The organism is Thermococcus sp. MV11 (assembly GCF_012027285.1).
In the GTDB taxonomy this organism is placed as follows: Archaea; Methanobacteriota_B; Thermococci; order Thermococcales; family Thermococcaceae; genus Thermococcus; species Thermococcus cleftensis.
The window spans coordinates 358,915-379,995 of record NZ_SNUD01000001.1; the positions used below are offsets into that span (position 1 = coordinate 358,915).

21 protein-coding genes are annotated in these 21,081 nt (G+C 57.2%); 18 read left to right on the plus strand and 3 right to left on the minus strand.

Annotated features, from left to right (window positions below; genetic code table 11):
* The first annotated feature begins 32 nt into the window (after positions 1–32).
* Positions 33–1,421 (plus strand): dolichyl-phosphate-mannose--protein mannosyltransferase, encoded by a 1,389-nt coding sequence (locus E3E27_RS01980; protein WP_167773261.1) that lies wholly within the window; start codon positions 33–35, stop codon positions 1,419–1,421.
* A gap of 42 nt (positions 1,422–1,463) precedes the next feature.
* Complete coding sequence (locus tag E3E27_RS01985) at positions 1,464–2,843, plus strand: ATP-binding protein (RefSeq protein ID WP_167773262.1); 1,380 nt, start codon at positions 1,464–1,466, stop codon at positions 2,841–2,843.
* Here E3E27_RS01985 and rnhB read toward each other — a convergent pair.
* The 3 genes from rnhB to E3E27_RS02000 are packed head-to-tail and all read right to left on the minus strand — an operon-like array spanning position 2,818 to position 5,133.
* Positions 2,818–3,546 carry a ribonuclease HII gene (gene rnhB / locus E3E27_RS01990; protein ID WP_167773263.1) on the minus strand — a complete coding sequence of 243 codons (729 nt, stop codon included), beginning with the start codon at positions 3,544–3,546 and terminating at the stop codon, positions 2,818–2,820. The genes E3E27_RS01985 and rnhB overlap by 26 nt on opposite strands.
* Positions 3,521–4,342: a metal ABC transporter permease gene (locus tag E3E27_RS01995; protein ID WP_014789737.1), complete on the minus strand. Its 822-nt coding sequence runs from the start codon at positions 4,340–4,342 to the stop codon at positions 3,521–3,523. Before E3E27_RS01995 ends, rnhB begins: the two co-directional genes overlap by 26 nt.
* The gene (locus E3E27_RS02000) at positions 4,339–5,133 is read right to left on the minus strand and encodes a metal ABC transporter ATP-binding protein (RefSeq protein ID WP_167773698.1); all 795 of its coding nucleotides are present in this window, start codon (positions 5,131–5,133) and stop codon (positions 4,339–4,341) included. The genes E3E27_RS01995 and E3E27_RS02000 overlap by 4 nt, the downstream gene beginning before the upstream one ends.
* Before the next feature lie 205 nt (positions 5,134–5,338).
* On the opposite strand from E3E27_RS02000, the gene eif1A reads away from it, so the two are divergent.
* The 16 genes from eif1A (at position 5,339) to E3E27_RS02080 (ending at position 21,077) form a co-directional block, all read left to right on the plus strand.
* Positions 5,339–5,701 (plus strand): translation initiation factor eIF-1A, encoded by a 363-nt coding sequence (eif1A, locus tag E3E27_RS02005; protein WP_014789739.1) that lies wholly within the window; start codon positions 5,339–5,341, stop codon positions 5,699–5,701.
* A 37-nt stretch (positions 5,702–5,738) separates the two neighbouring features.
* The gene (locus tag E3E27_RS02010) at positions 5,739–6,512 is read left to right on the plus strand and encodes a serine protein kinase RIO (RefSeq protein ID WP_014789740.1); all 774 of its coding nucleotides are present in this window, start codon (positions 5,739–5,741) and stop codon (positions 6,510–6,512) included.
* An 11-nt stretch (positions 6,513–6,523) separates the two neighbouring features.
* Positions 6,524–7,240, plus strand: coding sequence for a KH domain-containing protein (locus tag E3E27_RS02015; RefSeq protein ID WP_014789741.1), 717 nt, complete (start codon positions 6,524–6,526; stop codon positions 7,238–7,240).
* A 2-nt stretch (positions 7,241–7,242) separates the two neighbouring features.
* Positions 7,243–8,931: a DNA topoisomerase VI subunit B gene (gene top6B / locus E3E27_RS02020; RefSeq protein WP_167773699.1), complete on the plus strand. Its 1,689-nt coding sequence runs from the start codon at positions 7,243–7,245 to the stop codon at positions 8,929–8,931.
* The gene (locus E3E27_RS02025) at positions 8,924–10,084 is read left to right on the plus strand and encodes a DNA topoisomerase IV subunit A (protein ID WP_014789743.1); all 1,161 of its coding nucleotides are present in this window, start codon (positions 8,924–8,926) and stop codon (positions 10,082–10,084) included. Before top6B ends, E3E27_RS02025 begins: the two co-directional genes overlap by 8 nt.
* Positions 10,081–11,328 carry a DUF530 family protein gene (locus tag E3E27_RS02030; RefSeq protein ID WP_014789744.1) on the plus strand — a complete coding sequence of 416 codons (1,248 nt, stop codon included), beginning with the start codon at positions 10,081–10,083 and terminating at the stop codon, positions 11,326–11,328. Before E3E27_RS02025 ends, E3E27_RS02030 begins: the two co-directional genes overlap by 4 nt.
* Before the next feature lie 4 nt (positions 11,329–11,332).
* Complete coding sequence (locus E3E27_RS02035) at positions 11,333–11,749, plus strand: DUF1699 family protein (protein WP_167773264.1); 417 nt, start codon at positions 11,333–11,335, stop codon at positions 11,747–11,749.
* Positions 11,750–11,821: 72 nt separating this feature from the next.
* Positions 11,822–13,933, plus strand: coding sequence for an McrB family protein (locus E3E27_RS02040; protein WP_167773700.1), 2,112 nt, complete (start codon positions 11,822–11,824; stop codon positions 13,931–13,933).
* Positions 13,930–15,321: a restriction endonuclease gene (locus tag E3E27_RS02045; protein WP_167773265.1), complete on the plus strand. Its 1,392-nt coding sequence runs from the start codon at positions 13,930–13,932 to the stop codon at positions 15,319–15,321. The genes E3E27_RS02040 and E3E27_RS02045 overlap by 4 nt, the downstream gene beginning before the upstream one ends.
* 152 nt (positions 15,322–15,473) lie before the next feature.
* The gene (locus E3E27_RS02050) at positions 15,474–16,277 is read left to right on the plus strand and encodes a GTP cyclohydrolase IV (RefSeq protein ID WP_167773701.1); all 804 of its coding nucleotides are present in this window, start codon (positions 15,474–15,476) and stop codon (positions 16,275–16,277) included.
* A 231-nt stretch (positions 16,278–16,508) separates the two neighbouring features.
* Complete coding sequence (locus E3E27_RS02055; RefSeq protein ID WP_167773266.1) at positions 16,509–16,832, plus strand: hypothetical protein; 324 nt, start codon at positions 16,509–16,511, stop codon at positions 16,830–16,832.
* A 51-nt stretch (positions 16,833–16,883) separates the two neighbouring features.
* Entirely contained in the window at positions 16,884–17,969 is a 1,086-nt protein-coding gene (locus tag E3E27_RS02060) for a hypothetical protein (RefSeq protein ID WP_167773267.1), read from the plus strand.
* Positions 17,970–17,973: 4 nt separating this feature from the next.
* The gene (locus E3E27_RS02065) at positions 17,974–18,741 is read left to right on the plus strand and encodes a hypothetical protein (RefSeq protein WP_167773268.1); all 768 of its coding nucleotides are present in this window, start codon (positions 17,974–17,976) and stop codon (positions 18,739–18,741) included.
* Positions 18,738–19,199 (plus strand): hypothetical protein, encoded by a 462-nt coding sequence (locus tag E3E27_RS02070; RefSeq protein ID WP_167773269.1) that lies wholly within the window; start codon positions 18,738–18,740, stop codon positions 19,197–19,199. The genes E3E27_RS02065 and E3E27_RS02070 overlap by 4 nt, the downstream gene beginning before the upstream one ends.
* A complete protein-coding gene (locus E3E27_RS02075; protein WP_167773702.1) occupies positions 19,199–19,948 on the plus strand; it encodes an ABC transporter ATP-binding protein in 750 nt (249 codons plus the stop codon). The genes E3E27_RS02070 and E3E27_RS02075 overlap by 1 nt, the downstream gene beginning before the upstream one ends.
* A 52-nt stretch (positions 19,949–20,000) precedes the next feature.
* Complete coding sequence (locus E3E27_RS02080) at positions 20,001–21,077, plus strand: HD domain-containing protein (protein WP_167773703.1); 1,077 nt, start codon at positions 20,001–20,003, stop codon at positions 21,075–21,077.
* Positions 21,078–21,081 lie beyond the last annotated feature (4 nt).

Genomic DNA, 21,081 nt, shown 5'->3' on the forward strand with positions numbered 1-21,081 from the left:
AACGTTGCCCGCTTAGTTTGAGCGGTGGTAAGATGGAATGGAGGAAAGCGGTGTTCCTTCTAATCGTCGTCATCACGCTCGCCGGTTCTTTTTGGTACCTCTACCGCTTCGCCTCCCAGCCGGTGTTCCACGACTACGTGAGCGATGAGGTGTGGTACGTCCCGGCCAGCAGGAACGTGCTCCACAGGCTCGGCATCGAGCTGACCTACATCAACGGGACGACCGGCTCGAGGGGAGTGAACGTAATCTTCGCCAACCAGAGCGTGAGGATAGAGTACCAGTACGAGGTGGAGAAGCTCGCGCTGAAGCACGGGGCGACTTACGAGAGGGAGTACCGCAAGTTTCCGGGCGTTTACTTCGAGATTCCGCCGGAGGAATACGGTCCTTTCATTGAAGATGTCCGGGCAATGCTTCCCGACGGTGCATACAGCATCGTTCCCGGCTTCTGGTACCCCGACAAGGACAACATACAGAACTACCTGAATCTGGAACACCCCTTCCTTGGAAAAGACATGATAATGCTCGGAATGCTTCTCCTCGGCGACAGCCCGATAAACTGGCGCCTTCCCGGAGTCCTTGCCTTCGTCCTGATAGAGCTCCTGGTGGTCATAGCCACCTATAAAATCAGCCGCAGCTACCTCGCGGCGCTTATAGCTCTGGCCTTCACCGCCGGCGACCCAACGCTCCAGGCGATGTCTGTGGTGGCTATGCTCGATATTCACGTGGCCCTCTTCGTTGCGCTCTTCATAGCCCTCCTCGCCCTCAACAGGGACCGTCTGGCCGCGGTCGCTGTCGGCCTGGCGGGGGCGGCCAAGCTGAGCGGTGCCTTCGGCTGGCCGGTTCTTCTGGCCAGGGCGTTTCGGAGGGAGAGAAGTGTCCTGGGCTTTTTGGGCACGATAGCCCTCCTCCCCGCCCTGGGCTTCCTGGTACCGAACCTTCCGGCAATGGTCGCGGTTGGTCCGGAGGAGTGGTTCAAGCAGTTCCTAGGGAGCTTCCGCTGGCACCTCTCCAGCAAGGGCGGCCACCCTGCCGCTTCACCGGTCTGGCAGTGGTTCGTCAATGCCAAGGCATTCCCGCTCCACTACGACCCCAACGTCTTCGCCCAGACGGACCCGTTCCTCCTCCTCGCGATGGTTCTCTTCCTTCTGGCCCTTCCCTGGCTTTACAGGAGAAGGAGGGGAATCCTTACCGTCATGGGCGTCTTCTGGAGCACCACGGGCTTTTTCCTCCTCCAGTACCTACTCGGTGGGACAACGCAGTTCAGCTTCTACGCCACCGTCCTGGTTCCCCCTGCGGCTGTGGCGATGGGCGTGGCGCTGAGGGAGCTCCTCCGCTGGGAGGCCTTTACCGAATCCCTCCGGCTCTACCTGGAGTGGCTCCTCGAGGCGAAGGATAGGGTAAGGCTGAGGCTGGGGAGGTGAGGACTCGAAAGGCTTAAATACTAAGGCTGTTTAGTACTAATCATGATTAGTCTATTCATTGACCGGGAGAGGGAGCTGGAAATACTCGGGAGGGAATGGGAGAGGGTCCCCTCGTTCGTTGTGGTCTACGGCAGGAGAAGGGTTGGAAAGACGAGACTACTGGTGGAGTTTTCCCGTGGAAGAAAGGTTTTCTTCCACACCTTTACCGAGGGCACGAAGGAAAACCAGATAAAGGGTATTCGGGAAGAGCTCGCCGAGTTTTATGGGGACGATATCTTCTTGAGCTTCAATGACTGGTATCCTCTCTTCAAATACCTCTCCTCCAGGGTCGAGGAAAAAACCCTCGTGGTGCTCGACGAGTTCACGTACGCCGTTAAAAGTGACAGGGGTATTTTGAGTGCCCTCCAGAGGGCCTGGGACCACGAACTCAGCAAGAAACCCATCATGCTCGTTCTCTCAGGTTCTCTGATGGGCATGATGGTTGATGACGTGCTCAGCTACTCTTCGCCCCTGTACGGCAGACGGACCGCTGGATTCATGCTCAGGCCGTTAAACCTGTTCAACTCTGTAAGGTTCTTTGATGACTTCCGGAACGGCCTTGAGAGCTACATGCTCGTTGGTGGAGTCCCGGCGTATCTTTCGATAGCGGCCCGTTATTCCGATGTCCACCGGCTCGTTGAGAACGAGTTTTTATCCCCCGACGGCTTTTTCTACGATGAACCCTACATCATTCTCTCCCAGGAACTCAGGGAACTGAAGTTCTACTTCTCAATACTCGCTGCCATAGCCGAGGGCCGGGAGAGGCCGGGCGAGATAGCCACATACGTGGGTGTCGAGGGAAGGAGGATATATCCCTACCTGGAGACGCTGATACGCCTTGGCTTCGTTGAGCGCCAGCTCCCAGTTGCGAGAAAAGAAAAGAGAGGACGTTACAGGATTAAAGACCCAATGCTCCTCACCTGGTTCTCGCTGGTCCACTCCAACAGGACGGAGATAGAACTTGGAATTCTCAGCCGTGAGGACGTCGAGGAGAGCCTCCAGAAGGTCTTTTCAAGGCGGTTTGAAGAAGTCTCAAAGGAGTTTCTTATAGAACTAAATCATGTCGGGGGACTTCCCTTCCGCTTCACCAAGATTGGAAGGTGGTGGCACAAAGGGGAGGAGATTGACTTGGCGGCTTTGAATGAAAGGGAGAAGAAGGCTCTGTTCGTCGAGGTCAAGTGGAAAGACCTGAGTGAGAGGGAAGCCCGGGGGATTTTGAAGGACGTGAAGAGGAAGGCAGAGCTGGTTGGTCTGGGGCATTGGGATAAAAGTTACGGCATAGTTGCGAAGAACATAGAAGGAAAAGAGACGTTAAGGGCTGAAGGCTGGCTGGTCTGGGATCTGGAGGACTTCGAACTCATTTCAGGAACTCGTCCAGACTGACCTGTCCTTTTTTCTTCGATTTCTTGGCCTCCATCTCGACCCTCAGCTTCTCCTCGATCTTCTTTAACGTTTTCCAGCTCCGCCTGACTATCGGAGGGAACGTGCCGTGTTCGCGGTAGTAGTTCTCGAGGAACGCCCTCGTCCTCGGGTCGCTGGGATAGCCCGAGCCTACCTCTCCGTACTCCTCCTTCAGCTTCTCTATCGCCCTATCGCGGGTGACCTTTGCGAGGATTGATGCAGCAGAAACCGGCACGAACTTGTCGTCCGCCTTGTGCTCCGCGATTATCTCCGCCTCGAAGTCCAGCCCCTTCCTGATGTCTTCACCAAAGCGGGCCTCCTTCACGTCTGCGGCGTCGATGTAAACCACATCGGGCTTGACCTTGAGTGAATTGAGGGCCTTAACGAAGTTCTCGACCTCGAACTCGTTGAGCGTGCCCCCGCGGGAGTCAATCTCCCCAGGCCATAATTCAAGAATTACATAATCATCTAAAAGCTGCACTATCTCATCGAACAGCCTTTCTCTCCTCTTCGGAGTGAGCTTCTTCGAGTCCTTAACCCCGAGCTCCTCGAGCCTCGGGACGTTCACCTCATCGAGGACGACCGCCGCTATGACCATCGGCCCTATCACCGGCCCCCTGCCGGCCTCGTCTATTCCAGCCAGCTTCCTGCCCAAGATTTCACCTCCTGAAGAGCAGAGCGCCATAGATGACGCCCAGCATTATCGTGGCTATACCGCTCGGGGGAATGTCAGTGAAGTATGCCAGCAGGACCGAGGAGAGCTGGACGCCAAGAGTTAGGAAGAGGCTGACCGCGATGACTTTCCTCATGTCGCTGCTCACCATCAGCGCTATCGCCCCCGGCAGAATCGCCACCACCTGGAGGGTTATCAGCCCGACGGTCTGGACGATTAAAGCTCCAATCGCGCCGACGAGAACGTAGAGTATCATCAGGTACGCCCTCACGTTGCCGCCATAGCTTTCCATTCCCTCCGGGTCGAAGCTTAGGTAGAGAAAGTCGCGGTAAAGGAAGAGAATCACGAAGAACAGGAACGCACCGCCGAGGACGAGGGCGGTTAAGTCGTTGAGGGTTATGAGAAATATGTCGCCCGTTAAGTAGGACACTATGCTCTCGCCGAGCGGGAAGTAAGGCCTGCTCGCCATCACCTTGTAGAGGACGCCGAAGCCGAGAACCGTAAGGCCTGCCACGAAGCTCGCCACTATTCCAACCGCGGAATCGGGGGAAAAGCCGAGCTTCTCCAGGTGGGCGATTAGCAGGACTAGGGCCACGGTCACGATGAGGGCGACCAGGGTAACCAGGGACAGGTTTTCGAAGACGAGGCCGAGTATCATTCCCAGGACGGCGCCGAAGAGGAGGGAGTGAAAGAGCGCGTGGGTGAGGAATGCCAGCCCCTTCGCGTTGATGAGCGGGCTGAGGAGGCCCAGGAGAACGCTGACCATCACGCTCGCCAGGAGGGCCCTTACGAGGTACTCCGGTATCACCGTCCCCCACCCCCGTGGCGGTGAATGTGGGTGTCCCCGGTTATACAGAAGAGCTTGCCCTCGACAGGTATCACCCTTGCCAGCGGGCCGTAGACGGACTTTATTACCCTGTCCTGAAGAACCTCCTCCGGCCGCCCGAAGGCTATGAGTTTCCTGTTCAGGAGCATCACCTTGTCCCCGACCTCGAGGAGGGGATTGATGTCGTGGGTGGTGATGACCATCGTTATGCCCCTCTCGCGCTTTATCTTGTCCAGGACGTTGGCCACCTCGACCCTGGCGCTTGGATCAAGGGCCGAGAGCGGCTCGTCGAGGAGGAGAAGCCTGGGATCGCTCATCAGTGCCCTCGCGAGGAGAACCCTCTGCTTCTGGCCGCCGGAAAGCTCGCGGAACAGCCTGTCGGCAACTTGCTCCAGCCCGACGAAGCTCAGGACCTTCCTGGCCTTGTCGAGGATCTCGGGCGGGAGCTTGAAGTGGACGAAGCCCCTTCTGTACACGCCACCCATCGCAACTACCTCGAGGGCCGTCAGCGGGACCCTCTCGTTGAGATTGCTGCTCTGGGGGACGTAGCCTATCAGCTCCCTTGCCCCGCAGGGCTCCCTGCCGAAGACCTCCAGCCTCCCCAGGTACTCCCTGTGAAAGCAGGCTATGGTTCTGAGGAGGGTCGTCTTCCCTGCCCCGTTGGGGCCGAGGAGGAGCAGCGTCTCGCCCTCATCTATTGTGAAGTCTACCCCCTCCACGGCGGGCTTTCCATCGTAGAGTATCGTTAGATTCTCCGCCCTCAGAGCCGTCATCTTCATCTCCGGACTCCAGTTGGGCGGTGCGTTTTTAAACTTTGATGTATCCCTACTGGGCATGGGTGTGTAATAGGAAGTCTGGTTTGCCCCCATCATTGGGTGGTGCAAAAATTTTAAAAGCACAGACCTGTACTACCATTGGAAAATTTTTGCAAGGCTCAGGTTTATAAGGGTTCAATCCTATCCGCTGGAGGTGATGATCATGGCGTACCACAGAGGTGGGAAAGGTAAAAAGAAGAACAGGCAGGTCCAGGGCGACGAGGTCATTCGCGTCCCCCTGCCGAAGGAAGGGCAGCTCTTCGGAATAATCGAGCAGGCCCTCGGTTCGGGCTGGATGGACGTCCGCTGCGAGGACGGCAAGATAAGGAGATGCAGGATCCCGGGCAAGCTCAAGAGGAGAATGTGGATGCGCGTCGGAGACGTGGTTATAGTCCAGCCCTGGCCGGTCCAGAGCGACGAGCGCGGGGACATAGTCTACCGCTACACGAGAACGCAGGTGGACTGGCTCCTCAGGAAAGGCAAGATAAGCCAGGACTTCATAAGCGGCGGCGAGCTCCTGTTCTGAGCCCGCTTTTCTAAATTCCGGTTCCAGAGGGGTAGAGATGCGCGAGGAGGTCATTGAACGGGAAGTCGAGGAGATGCTGGGTCTCAGGGAGAGGCGCGAGAAGGACAGCGAGCTCTACAAGATAGCCAACGAGGTCTTCGATAGAACCACCAAGGAAACCCTAGCCTACCTCCACAGGCGCGGGAAAATCGAGGAGCTCTACGGCATCATAAGCACTGGAAAAGAGGCCAACGTCTTCGCTGGAGTGGACTCCGACGGCAACAGGATAGCGGTCAAGATTTACAGAACCTACACAACCGAGTTCAGGCGCATATGGGAGTACCTGGCTGCCGACCCGAGGGTTGGCTATCTCCCCAAGGACATGCGCAAGCTCGTCTTCGTCTGGACGAGGAGAGAATTTAAGAACCTCCAGAGGGCGATCAAGTACGCGGTCCGCGTCCCGGAGCCAGTGATCTTCCGCAACAACGTTCTGGTCATGGAGTTCATAGGCGACGAAAGCCCCGCCCCGAGGCTGAAGGACGTCGAGAGGGAGCTGGAAAGGGCCGATTTCGAGGAGCTTTACGATTACCTGATCGGCGTCATCGAGAGGCTCTGGAAGAGGGGAGACATGGTCCACGGGGATTTGAGTGAGTACAACGTTCTCCTCTGGGACGGGCCGGTGGTGATAGACTGGTCGCAGGCCACCGTTAGGAGGAACAGAATGAGCGTCGAGCTGTTAAAGAGGGATCTGAGGAACGTAATAAACTACTTCGGTAGGAAGGGCGTTGATGTTGATGATTTCAACGATAAGCTCCGCGAGCTTTTGGATTAGAGGGTGAGAGCATGGACGAGTTTGAGAGACTGCTGAGGAAGTATGAGCGCGTTGATAAGGACGGAAGGCCCCTGAAGGAGGAAGGTGGGGAGGAAGTTACCTACGCCTCCGTCGGGGAGCAGGAGGAGTTCGTGAGGATTCCGAAGGACAGGGTGGCGGTCGTCATAGGGAAAAAGGGACAGACAAAGAGGGAAATCGAGAGGAGAACGAAGACCAGGATAGAGGTGGACAGCGAGACGGGCGAGGTCTTCATCACCGCCACGAAGGACACCGACGACCCCCTCGCCGTGTGGAAGGCGAGAGATGTCGTCATGGCCATAGGAAGGGGCTTCTCCCCGGAGAGGGCCTTCAGGCTCTTCAACGAGGGCGAAATGTTGGAGGTCATAAACCTCACAGACATAATCGTCGGCAACGACAAGAATGCCCTGCCGAGGGTTAGGGGAAGGATAATCGGAAGGAAGGGCAGGACGAGGGAGATAATAGAGGAGATGAGCGGGGCAGACGTCAGCGTTTACGGCAAGACGGTTGCGATAATTGGAAACCCGATTCAGGTTGAAGTCGCCAAAACGGCGATAGAGAAGCTCGCCAGAGGCTCCCCTCACGGAGTTGTCTACAAGTACCTCGAGCGCAGGAAGAAGGACCTTGAGCTCGAGAGCACGGCATACTACGAGGCCCTGGAGGGGGAGCCTGGGATTACTGACCTGGAGGAGGACTTTTGGGAGGACTGAAGATGGCCGAGGCAAGTCAGCTGTTTAAGGAGTTCAAGATTCAAAGCGTCAGCGAGTTCTTCAGGCGGAACGCGGCAATGCTCGGCTACACGGGCAAGATACGCTCCCTCACCACCGTCGTCCACGAGGCGGTCACCAACTCGCTGGACGCCTGTGAAGAGGCCGGGATACTGCCCTACGTCCGCGTCGAGATAGAGGAGCTTGGGAAGGAGCACTACAAGGTCATAATCGAGGACAACGGCCCGGGAATACCGGAGAAGTACATCACCCACGTCTTCGGAAAGATGCTCGCCGGAACCAAGGCCCACAGGAACATACAGAGCAGGGGACAGCAGGGTATCGGTATAAGCGGTGCGGTGATGTTCGCCCAGATAACCAGTGGAAAGGCGACGCGCGTCATAACCTCCACGGGAAACGACGAGATAATCGAGGCCTGGGTCAAGATAGACGTGGACAGGAACGAGGGTAAAATCGTGAAGAAAGAGCGGCACCCCAACCCCAAGGGCTGGCGCGGGACGAGGATAGAGCTGGAGGTGAAGAACGTCCGCTACGTCCGCTCCAAGCAGGGCGTCTACTGGTACCTCAAGCTCACCGCCATAGCCAATCCCCACGCCCACATAGAGCTCATCGAGCCCGACGGAAAGCTCATCGTCTTCCCGCGCTCCAGCGAGGAGGTTCCGAAGCCGCCGACCGAGATGAAACCCCACCCGCGCGGTGTTCTCACGGACGACGTTTACAGAATGGCCAGGAAGACCAGGAGGAGCACTGTCAGGCGCTTCCTCGTCGGCGAGTTCTCGCGCATAAGCGACAAGAAGGTGGACGAGCTGGTGGAATACATAGCGGCGCTGAGGCTCATAAAGACCGAGAAGGACAAAAAAGTCCAGGAGCAGCTCTACGAGAGGCTCGCCAAGGGGGAGGTTAAAGCGGTCCTCCGCTCCTTCAGGGGTTACACCAAGGTCGTCAAGCAGGTGGCAAAGCTCATGGAGAAGCCGCCGGAGAAGCTCACCTGGCAGGAGGCGGAGGAGATAGTCGAGGCCTTCAAGTACATGAAGTTCCTCGCTCCCCCAACCCATGGCCTCAGGCCGATAGGCGAGGAGAACATCGAGAAGGGCCTCAAAGGAATCCTCAAGCCGGAGTTCGTTACCGCAGTGACGAGGCCGCCGAAGGTCTATTCCGGAGGCATTCCCTTCCAGGTCGAGGTTGGCCTGGCTTACGGCGGTGAAATCCCGAGTGGCTTCGAGCTCCTCCGCTACGCGAACCGCGTTCCCCTTCTCTTCGACGCCGGCTCGTGTGTGACGACTCTTGCGGCCCGCTCGATAGACTGGAAGAGGTACAAGGTGGACGACCTCGACCGCGCGCCGTTGGTGCTCATGATAAACGTCATCAGCGTCCACGTCCCCTACACCGGCACCGGGAAGCAGAGCATAGCCAACGTCGAGGAGATTCAGAACGAGATAAGGCTGGCAATAATGGACGCGGCGAGAAAGCTCCAGACCTACCTCAGCGGCAAGCACAGGAGGCTCTACCAGGTAAAGAGGAGGAAGACCTTCGAGAAGTACGTGCCTGAGATAGCGAAGGCCCTTAGCGTACTCACCGGCGAGCCGGAGGAGAAGATTAGGGAGTATTTCATATCATACATAGAAAGCCACTTCGCGGCGAAGGAGGCTCAGGAGGTGAGCGAGAATGCCTAAATCCAAGGCCGTCAAGAGGGAGAAGCCCAGGGAGCGCTTCTCCTACGACCCCAACAAGGTGCTCAGCAAGCTGGAGGAGTACGGCAGGCGCGTTCTCGAGGACATCAAGCAGGGCAGGAACCCCTACTTCGACATTCCGATGCGCGGGCTTGGCAACGTCTACTTCGACGAGAGAAGAAGGGTTATCCGAATGGGCGACAAGCTCTCCAGGAGGTACTTCCTCAACGTTGCTCACGCCAGGAAGTTCATGCAGACGCTCCTGATAATGGCCTACGTGAAGCGCCTCGTGAGCGAAAACAAGCACGCGAGCCTTCGTGAAGCCTACTACGCCAACAAGCACACCATTCCAGGGACGAAGGAAAACACCTTTGAGGACCAGCGCGAGAGCGACCCCATCATCGAGGACCTCGAGAGAATGATGGGCGTCCTGCGTGAGGAGATGCACCTCACTGCGGACAGGCGCGGCTACATCTACGGTGACATCGTGATAAGGGACGGCGAGGACGAGTTCAACACGAGCAAGCTCGGCATGGGTGGCTGGGCCGTTCCGGGAACGGTCGAGCACCTCCAGTTCGTTGAGGTGAACGTCGATTACGCACTCGTCGTCGAGACCGCGGCCATGGCCGACCGTCTCATCGAGGAAAAGTTCCCCAGGAAGGAGAACGCCCTAATCATAGCGACGCAGGGACAGGCCTCCCGTGGAGTCAGAAGGCTGATCCACAGGCTCCACTACGAGGAGGGACTGCCGATAATAGTCTTCACCGACGGTGACCCCTACGGTTGGTACATCTACTCCACCATAAAGCAGGGCTCCATCAACCTTGCTTACCTCAGCGACAAGCTGGCGACGCCGGAAGCGAAGTTCGTGGGAATGACGATGGACGACATAGAGCGCTACGGGCTCAAGAACGTCACTGAAAAGCTCAAGGGGATTCCGCCGAACAAGAAGGGCGGTCCGACGGGGGATTACAAGAGAATCCTGGAGGAGATGGAGTACCCGTGGTTCCAGAACAAGGAGTGGCAGAGACAGCTCAAGATGGCCCTCAAGATGGGCGTCAGGATCGAGCAGCAGGCCCTGGCCAACAAGTCCCTCGAGTTTGTTGCCAAGAAGTACCTCCCCGAGAAGATAAACAACGGGGAGCTGTTGCCATGACGACGACGGAAGAGCTCGTTGCCCAGGTGAACAAGATACTGGACGATATAGGCATAGACATGGACGGGTTATTCGAGACCTTCGACGTCCCGTCCATCTCCCTCCGCCTCCGGGAAAACCTCTCCCTCCTTCAGGAGCTGGAGGACGACCTTTCGAGACGTGTGGGTGAGGCAACGCCATCGGCCGGCTTCTCTGACAGGAAGAGCAAGGATCCCCACCTCCAGTGGATTTACAGGAAGAAGCACAACCGCGTCCTGGCCCTGGAAAGGCTCCGCGCGGCAATAACGGCCCACAAGATGGCCCTGGCGTTGATCTCGGCCAACTATACCTTTTTCCTTGGCAAGAAGCTCCTGGGCGTCAAGGAACTAACCAGGGAGAACGTCGAGAAGGTGAGGGCGGTTCAGAATCCGATCCAGCTCGGCAGGGTGGAGATCCTTCCCTACCTCGCATACTCGGGCGACGTTCTCAGGCTCCTCGCCAGGGAGAGCATAGCGGTTAGGGAGGCGTTCAAGCTCATAAAAGGCAAGCTCCGCGAGAAGGGAACCGTCAGAACGCGCGGATTGAGGATAGAGGTGGAGTACTGGGAGAACAACCGTCTGAAGAAAGCAAGACTCGACCTCCCGGCAGATGCTGACATCGAAATGGAACTGAGAAAGCGCTATGGAAGGCGCTTCCGCTGGCGCGTGCTGAGCTTCGTCAAGACCCGGGGAGTGCTCATAAACAACCACTACACAGTTGATAACCTCGCCCTCGCCTACGCGATACTCGACCCGGAGGAGGGGGCGAAGAAGCTCGGCCTCGACCTCTTCCGCTACTACTTCCTCACCTCGGAGAACGAGAGGGAAAGCCTGGGCCTCTACCCGGACATGAGGCTCTGCATAGACTGCCACTACTCGATATTCGACCTTCCCTTTGCCGACGAGCCCGGGTTCCGGACGGGCCACGGGAGCATGCTCCTCATCAGGAAGTGCGAGATGGAGAAGGCCCTCGTGGGTAGGAGAAAGGACATCGCCAACGTTCCCAACCACTTACTCGGCGGCGTTCTGCTCTACGGAATGAGCGAGTACAGCGAGGAGAAGGTTGCCGAGATCCTCGGGATTCCCAAGGACGAGCTGGTCGAGGCCATAAAGAAGTTCGTCATCTCGGGCCTTCACAGGACCCTCTTTGCGGAGGCGAAGAAGTTCGAGAAGTTCATGCCCAAGAGTGACAAGGCAAAGCAGTTCCTGGCCCTGCTCCAGGGGTGAGCCCATGAGGGTGGAGATAAAGGCCAGAAACAACGCCGAGCTCATAAGGAAGCTCAACGAGGCCCTCAACGAGGAGGTTACCGAGGTCTACATTAACCTCCGTCCCACCAAGGAGATACTCGTCAGAATCCTCGAGCGCGCCCCCAACGTCCGCAAGATATCCTGCCCCCCGAGCCTCTACCCCAAGGTGTCCAGGAAGATCATCTCCGCCCTCTCCCAGATGGGAATAGAACTTGTCCCCGAGGGCTACCCCCGGGGAAGGCCCAGGAAGTATGACGAGGAAACCATCAGGCGGGTGAGGGAGCTGGTAAAGGTAGGTGTTCCCGCGAAGGAAATCAGCGCCCGCATGGGCATTCCCCTGAGGACCGTTTACTACCTCGTGGAGCAGACCGAGAGGAAATCCGGTCCCAAGGGTACCTAAACCTCCCCCACTGGCACTTTTTTCTGCCAAAGGTTTATATATCAGGATCCCTAGTTCCTTTGGGTGATTGTAATGGTGAACATAGAACCACTAAGAAATTCCGTTTACTCCATCAACACCTTTCTGAAGGCCGAGTACGAGGAGTTCGGCTTCGTCATCGAGGAGGCGGTCCTCTTCCCGTCGGGGGAATACCTGGCCGTTATGGTAAGGCTGGAGGACGACTCCAGGTTCCTGCACGTTTTTGACATAAATGGCTCCGTTCTTCCCGGCTGGGAGAGGGGGATCTCCGTTCCGTGTGCCGACGAAGCCGTTCTCTTTGCCGGCGGGGACAAACTGGCGGTCTTCACGAAGTGCAGTCCCGGTAGGTTCGTTGTGTATCCCGTGACCTCACCAGATCCAGAGGGCGAGGCGCTGTCGGTCACCTTCTCAAAGCTCCCCCTTTACGTGAACTTCACCCCTGAGGGAAGGGTGCTGGTCTTTGGTGATTACCACATCGAGTATATGGCTCCTGAAGGCCTTGAGATAGTCAAGATCCCGACCCCTCCCAACGGATACTCGTACATTCACGCGGTGGCGGACGATGAAAACTCCCTTTACCTGCTGTACACCTGGAAGAACGAGGGCAAGCAGGAGCTTCGGGTTGGTAGGATAAGCGTTCCCGTCTTTCCCTACTACTCTCCGCTTGAGTTCTGGGACGGCGTTGAGAGGTTATCCAGGACCTCAATGGTACCCGGGGGCAAGACCGTGGGTGACGTACACCTTGAGGAAGACGGCTCCTTCGTGGCGGCCCTCGGAACCAAGGGCGGCAGGGAGATCTACCTCCTTACTCCCGGAGGGAGCAGAGTTGTGCTTATCCCTGGGGAGCTTATCTACCTCCGCTTCACATCTAGGGGCCTGTTCATGATAACCGGAATCTATGGGAGCAGTATAAGCGCCGGGATCGTGCCCCTTGAGCGCCTTTTCGAGGCCAGAGAGATAGGCAGGGGCGATTTTGAGGGCGTTTTCTCGCTTGGAAGGTACGTTCCGAGCGTCGTGGACCCCAAGTACGCCGGCGTGTCCGACGACTGCAGGGTTCTCTACTTCGGAAGAACGGCATACCGGGCCGCGGGACAGAGGTTCTACTACTACCTGCGCAGGGACGTGGACTACCTCTACAGGATACACTGGGACACCAACAGGGCCCCCGTGGAAGAAAGAGCCCCCGCAGAGCCCGAGGAAACGGAAGCTGAGGTGGAGTCAATAAGGGTCCTCCTCAGAAAGTTCAGGCAGGTCATACTGTACGGTCCCCCCGGCACCGGAAAGACGTACCTGGCCAGGAAGGTGGCTGTTAAGCCGGAGTTCGTCTCCTTCCACCAGTCCTTCAGCTACGAGGACTTCGTTGAGGGATTCCGGCCGACGAAGGGAAGCGGCGGGGTGGTTTACGACGTCGTCGATGGCGTCTTCAAGAGGATCACGATAGAGGCGATCTACGACTCCCTGCCAGAGAAGTTCAGGAAAAAGAACGCCACGTATGGGGAAATGAAAAAGGCTGTTCTCGAGTTCCTTGAACGGAGAAGGGCCGGGGAAAACCTAAAGCTCACACCACGGAGGGAGTTCTACCTGGTCATAGACGAGATAAACCGCGGAAACATCAGCAGGATCTTTGGGGAGCTGATAACCCTTCTCGACCCCGACAAGAGACTCGGCGGCCCGAACGAGACGATAGTCAGGCTTCCCTACTCGGGTGAACTTTTCGCCGTTCCGCCCAACCTTTACATCATCGGCACGATGAACTCGGCGGACAGGAGCATAGCCCTCCTCGACATAGCCCTGAGGCGCAGGTTCGCGTTCTACGAGGTCCTTCCGAGGCCGGAGCTGCTGGCCGGAATGGAAGTCGGCGGGGTGAACCTCGAACACCTTCTCTCGAGGCTGAACTCCATAATCGAGAGGGAGAAGGGCAAGGACTACACCATCGGCCACGGCTACTTCCTTGATATAGCCTCGTCCGAGAACCCCGAGGAGGACCTCTACCTGGTGTTCTACCACAAGATACTGCCCCTCTTCCAGGAGTACTTCTACGGAAGCTGGGAGCAGCTGGGGTCGTTCTATCCTGGATTCGAGTTCATAGACGACAGGGGCAGGATAGTGATGATGGACAGGGAGTCCTTCATGGAGGCCCTTCGTCGGCTGGTGAGGGCGGAATGAAGAGAATAACCCTCTACGAGTTCCAGAGGAAGTACCTCAGCACGATCCGAACAGAGGGGGTGGACGTAACTCCGGAGAGCCTTCAGAGGTTTTTCGAGGTCATAAACGGGCTTTACGGCAGGGAGCACGAGGTTTTGAGCCTCAAGTACGACACCCGGAGGGGGGAGTACTACATCAAGGCCCACGGCAGCGTGGGCTTCGCCTACCACCTGGGGGAGCCGAGGTTTATGATCCAGGTTCTCCCGAGGCCCTACAAACGCGACCCCGACGAGGCGCGCTCCCTGCGCTTTTTCCTCAGCCTGATGAACCTCAGCGGCGGACTGGGGCTGGGAAGGCGGGAGATAGAAGATGCTGTGTCGACGTACACGCGGGGAGATGGGAGCGTTCACGAACTCTTCCTGTATCTCTACGTTTACCTCCTGGGCAGGGAGCTCTTCCACGGTCTCTACCGGGAGTACTCCGAGGTCGAGGAGGAACTCCAGACGATACGGGGAAGGGTTCTCCTCTCGCGCCTTGCCAGAAGGCCTCCCCTCGGCAGGGACGTTCCGGTTAGACACGCGGTCCTCGACGTTGATACTGCCCTCAACAGGGTCCTGAAGGCGGCCCTGGAGGTGGTCGTGGGGGTTTCAGCGTGGGAGGGCGTGGCCAGGGCCGCGGAGGCTCTGATTCGATACTTTGCAGACGTTGGTTCTCTCAGGCAGGGGGACATAGAGAGGGTCGCCTTCAACCCGCTGAATGAGAGGTTCCGGCCGGCTTTCCACCTGGCAACCATGATACTCGCTGGCTTTGGAAAGCTTTCCCGTGGAGGCTTCACGACTCCGGGGATATTCATAGAGATGGATCGCCTGTTCGAGGATCTCGTTTACCACACGATCCTGACGGCCCTCTCCGGAAGGGGAAGGGTCCACAGGCAGCACCCCCTGCCGCAGATCGTCAGAGGTGCCGCGGAGATAGAGGCCAAAATGGGCGCGGTGTTCACCTTCGGCCCCCCAAGGCCCGACATCTTCGTTCAGATGCCCGGTGGCAGGTGCATTCTGGAGGTGAAGTACAGGAACCTGAGCGTGAAGATGGGCGACACGTGGTGGCGCAAGCTCGTCAGGAGCAGTGGGGAGCTTTACCAGGTGTACTCCTACTCCCGCATCTCCGGCGGCGGGGCGCTCATCGTCTACCCGAGGCTGAGGGGCCAGTACAACGAGTGGCTTCCCGACATGTTCGATGAGGGAGTCGAGACCTTCAGCTTCTTCGACGGCACACCCCTTGGAATCGTCGGGTACGAACTGTCGCACATCGGCAGGGACGTGCTCATAGCGCGCAGGGGAGTGGTCCTCGACGGAAAAATCGCGGGAAACGTTAGGAACCTCCTTGAGTCCGTGTGCGTTGGAAGCTGAGAGAACATTTAAACGCGATGTCAGATTGGCCATGGGGAATGGAGAAAACTTCCCGCTATAACCCAAAATTTCTCGGGGTTTCTCTGAGATGAGGGTAGCTTTAAAAGGGGCCACGGTTAGAACCACCTAACTAAAAAGTGAGGGTGATGTCCATGTTCGTTGAGACCCAGGAGGAGAGGCCCGAGATAAGGGAGCGCCTTCACCGCGTCGGTATCACCAACCTGAGGAGCGTGGCCAAGATAAACTGGAAGGGGAAGGTCTACACGTTCCTCCCGCTCTTCGAGGTAACCATCGACGTCCCCGCAGAGAAGAAGGGGATACACATGAGCAGGCTGGTCGAGAGCATAACCGAGGCCATGAGCGAGGCCGTCGAGGAGGAGGTCATGGAGGCCCATTCCTCGCTCGAAGAGCTGGGGAGAGCGATAATCAGCCGCCTGGAAGGGAAGCACCCCCACAGGAGGGCGGAGGTGTGGATAAGAACCCACCTCATCATTCCGAGGGAAACCCCGGCCAGCGGAAAGACCACCTACGAGCCCTACGACGTCGAGGTCGGGGTCATAAAGCACTACGACGGGACCTTTGAGAAGGTTCTCCGCGTCAAGGTCATCGGGAACACCGCCTGCCCCCACGCGATGGCCAACAACAAAGGAAAGACCCACATACAGAGGGCGATAGGCGAGCTTGAGGTCAGGACCCCCTTCGACGAGGAGATAGCCCTAGAAGACATGATTGACGTGGTCGAGAGCTCCTTCAGCCACCCGACGTACACTCTGCTGAAGACGGTGGACGAGAACGCGGTCGTGCAGGGAATGTTCGCCAACCCGAAGTTCGTCGAGGACGTCGCGCGTGAGATATTCGCCAAGGCGAAGGAGAGGTTCAAGGGCAGGATCCACGTGAAGGTCATCAGCAACGAGAGCATCCACAAGCACGACGTCATAGCCGAGACGTGGAGCTGAGCTTTGGCCAACGTTATCTTTTTTTGTTGAAATTTCTGGTAAATTGTTTTGTTTTGAAGTTTTTGACAACTTTTCGTCGCTTTTGGTTGAAGGTTTTTAGGGGTATTTTATCCGATCACGATTTTTTTTTCATTCATGACAACCCACGTTCGAAGTAAGGCTTAAATAATGGGGAGTAATAGTTATCACCGTCCGGAGGTACTCCTCCCCCCGGGCAGGAGGGTCGGCTTGATGAAAAAGCTGGTTGCCCTGTTGTTCGGTCTATTGGTAGTGGCGGCAGGGTTCGCGGCAGCGACGACTTGGGCTGTTACCTCAGTTAGAGGGTACAACAGCGACTCATATGGCTACTCCTGGACAGAGATAGGAGTCAAGTACGACGTTCAGCACCCCTACACAAACTACTACATTACCTATAGGACCGGTGGCGGTGGCGCCTATGGTGACCATAAAGTGACGGGACTCAGCGTAATTGCAGAACCTAACGGAGCAGAGACTATCGTGACAATCGATGGATACCACAACATAATTTCATCGGCTGGGTGGCCGTATATTTGATCTCTTTCTCGTCTTTCTTCCCCTTTTTGAAAATAAAAAGGAGGATCTAAAATGGCCAGGCACAGATTGACATATCTTCTCCTACTGGTTACGGTTCTTATAGTGTCATCCCTTGCTAGTGCTTCTGAGCTTGGTAGTTATACTTCCCTGACATACACATCGGAAAGATACGACCCGTACGTCCACTATCGGCTCTCCCAGGGGGACAAGCCTGAATGGATAACCACGTCCCTCATTATCTACAACTACTCAGGGGTTCTTTACGTGATAAAGGCCCACAACGACACCGTGATGAGGTTCGAGCTCGCGCAGAAAGGGGATTACATAAGTTCACACGTTACCGTCCTGCTTAATAACGTCACGGTGATGACGTTCCTTCCTAGGGGCACGGCCCCACCCGTTTTCTGGAACGAGTCTGAGGTTCTTTCAGAGAAAGTTGAGAAAAGCCACAACCCGGACTTCAAGGACTGGAACTGGTACGTGTTCAAACTGGGGGAAGTCACGATAAGGGGGGCGTACCTCATCAGGAAAAGCGACCTGCAGGTGGTAAAAGACGGAAAAGTTTACGGCCACACGATGCTGTTTGACGACCCCGGAAACCCGCTCGAGAAGGGGGATTCCTTTTCAGAGTACCCCTTTGCCACGTCCATCGACCGGGTCACGATCGACAACGACAAACCGAGGAGGTGGAAAAACGTCACCTATTACCCCCCGCTGAAGACGGTAGTCACGGGCCAGTACTCCTTTAACCTGACCCAGCCCTTCGGGAGGGGCTATCCCCTTATGGACGTTCAGATGGCAACCCTGATCTACACCTTCGACGCATCGGACGGAAAGCTCGTCTTCACCCCCAACGGCGGACCCGACCTGTGGGCCGTTGGAATTCTGGACGCGTCGTTTGCAGACGAGTACGCTCTGTATCAGGTGGAGGTCAAGCACGATGACTCGTACGCCGTAGGCCTAGTCCTTAAAGCCTTCAGGCTCAAAGAGGGAAAACACGAAACCGTCGCCTTCGAGAAGCGGGGAACCGAAACTTCTTACGTCTTTTATGCCTCCCTAGTAGTTCTAGTGCTGACCGTCGTCTTGACCAGACGAAACGTCCTGAGAAGAACCGCAGATCGTCACTCAGGAAGGTGATAGTATGGGACGCCTCTACACCCTCTTCCGCTGGGAGATGAACGATATCGTGAAGAACGTCCTCCTCCTGCTGGGCCTGGTTCTGACTGGCATGGCCATGAAGCAGTTCCTGATGAGTACTGGCCAATATTCAGTGTTTACCTCTGGGACTGAGATTCAACTCTTTGGTGCCACCAATGCCGGGAAAGTATCAACCTCAATCCAGGGACTCCTCTCCCTCGACGACGTCTGGACCCTGCTGAGCTTCCTCATCCTGCTCCTTGGAGCCCTTACCTTCCGCTACGACAGGGACAGCGGTGTTGCCCGTTCCATCTACTCCCTCCCATACTCCAACACGGAAATCTTCGGAGTTAAGCTCCTATCGCTCATCATATACGCCTTCGCAATGGTGCTTTTGCCCTTCGCCTACGTGACGCTGACCACGTACGCGAGCATAGCCGGCCACCTTCCGGAGATAACCTCCGGCTTCCTCGGGGACGCACTGCTCCTCGTTGCCTTCCTCCTCCTATACCTCGTGGCAGTCGCTACGCTGGTCTCGCTGGCATCTCCAAACGCCTTCCTTGCCTTCATGGTCGGCTTTGCAGTAATCTACGCACCGAGGGTGACGGGTAGCTCCGGGATACCTCCCCAGCTTTTCATCAACGCCATAACCCGTAGCGGGAGCACGGGCTTTACGCCCTTCACCGCGGAATACCTCGGCTGGGGGGTGCTCGTCCCGCTGGTGCTCTTCGCTCTCTCGTGGGTTCTCATCAGGAGGAGGGACGTGGTATGAGGTTCTGGGTGGCTCTCCTCTCGGCGATGCTCATTCTCACCGTGGGCTCACTCTGGGTTTACAGCTCCTACGAGGACCAAGTGGGTTCAATAGGACCCCTTTTCCTGCCCCCTGTGGAGCATCAGGGAAACACCACCAGCATAAACTACGTCATCGCCCACACCCCCACCAGCTCGCTCGTGGAGGCGTCGTGCAGCGGCAACGGTGTCGTTGAGGTCTACGACGTCATAACCGGCGAGATGGTGGATAAACACACCGTTTACGGTCATGCCAGGTACCAGTTCGTTCTCCCCCAGGAGGGCGACTACCTGGTAATCAACAACGGAACCGAACGGCTAACCTGCTCATTCCGCTTCGTCAAGAACTACCCCACGAGGGCAGTTCAGAACGCCCTCTACCTCAGCGGCTCGGCCTTCGCTCTGCTCCTGGCGTTCATCGTCTGGAGGTGGGTGAGGTGATTATCGAGGCCAAGGACCTGAAGAAACACTTCGGGAGCATACGTGCGCTCGACGGCGTCACCGTAGAGATTCCCGAGGGGCTGACCCTCATTCTCGGCCCCAACGGGGGCGGAAAGAGCACGTTCCTCAAGCTCGCGACCGGCGTTTACAGGCCAACCTCCGGGGAGATAAAGGTGTTCGGCGAAGCCCCCTGGAACAACTGGCGAATCAAGGCCCGCTTCGGCGTCGCCTACGACCCGCCGGCTTTCCCCCAGTTCGCGACAGGCAGGGAGTGGCTGAGCCTTTTCGCCGAGAGCAAGGGCGCCGGCGAGGAGGAGATCGAGCGCGTGGCGGAGATGTTCGAGGTTAAGAGTTTCCTCGACAAGAGGATAAACGGCTACTCTTCCGGAATGCTGAAGAGGCTCTCGCTGGCTCAAGCATTCATAGGGGACCCCGAGCTGATATTCTTGGACGAACCGCTGGCCAACATAGACTTCGACAGCATGGAGCGGGTGATAGGGATAATAGACGGGATGAGGGGCAGGAAGAGCTTCGTGGTCATAAGCCACATCTGGGAGCCGCTGATGCCAATCGTGGACTGGGTCGTGGTCATAGGCAACGGGAAGCTCGTCCTGAGCGGAGAAGCGGAAGAGGTTCAAGAAGAGGTCGAGAGGCTCTTCAAGCCAAAGGTTAGACGTTCGAAGAGGGAAGGGGCGGGGAAAGGCCCCTCCCCCGGGCAGGAGGGTCGGCAAACCCCTGCCAACGGTTAAGTTCTCGGGGATTACGTTTATTAATTTTTCCTCCCACTTTGGCGTGATGAATATGAAGCTCGTCCACGACCCCATACACGGCCACATCGAGCTCGACGACTTCGCGGTCAGGCTCGTTGATACCCCCGAGTTTCAGCGCCTCAGGCGGATAACCCAGCTCGGCCTGGCCTTTCTCGCCTATCCCTCCGCCCGGCACACCCGCTTCGAGCACTCCCTCGGAACCTTTCACCTCGCCAGGAAAATCGCCGGATATAATCCAGAGGTTGATGAGGGAGCCGTTTACGCGGCTCTACTCCACGACCTCGGTCACTACCCCTTCAGCCACACGCTTGAGGGCATCTACGGCAGACACGAGGAGAACACGAAATGGTTCATAAGGCACGGCGAAATCGGCGACGTGGTGAGGGAGCGCTATTCCATTGAGGAGTTCCTCAAACTCCTCAAGCACCCTCTCGTGAGCGGCGACATTGACGCCGACAGAATGGACTACCTGGTGAGAGACGCTTACTACACCGGGGTGGCCTATGGTCTCGTTGACCTGGACCGGCTGGTGAGGAACCTTGCCTGGGACGGGGAGAGGCTCGTAATAGGTGAAAAGGGAGTAATGGCCGCTCAGAGTCTCCTCCTGGCGAGGAGCATGATGTATCCCACAGTTTACCAGCACCACGTCTCAAAGATAGCGGGTGCAATGCTCGTTGAAGCGGTCAAGCTCGAAGGGATTCCCCTCAAGGAGATACGCACCATGGACGAGGTCGACCTCGTTGCGAGGCTCAGGCAGAGCGAGAGAGCGGAGGTTCGCGAGCTGATAGAGGCCATCGATTCGAGAAGGCTCTACAAGCGCGTCCTCTACACGGATAAAGACCCGGGTGAGAAGGCGGTCGATGAGCTGAAAAGGGAACTCGAGGCCGAGTTCGGCCACCGGGTTCTCGTGGATTATCCCCCAAAGCCCAAGTTCGAGGAGAGGAACGCCTTCGTCCTCGTTGGCGGCGAGCTAAAGCGCCTCAGCGAGGTCTCGCCCCTCGTCCGCTCGCTGGTGGAGCTGAAAGACACCCACTGGCGCTGGGGCGTTTACGCGAGGGCGGACGTGGTGGAGAGGGTTGAGAAATTCATTGGACTGTTCGTTCCATAACCCA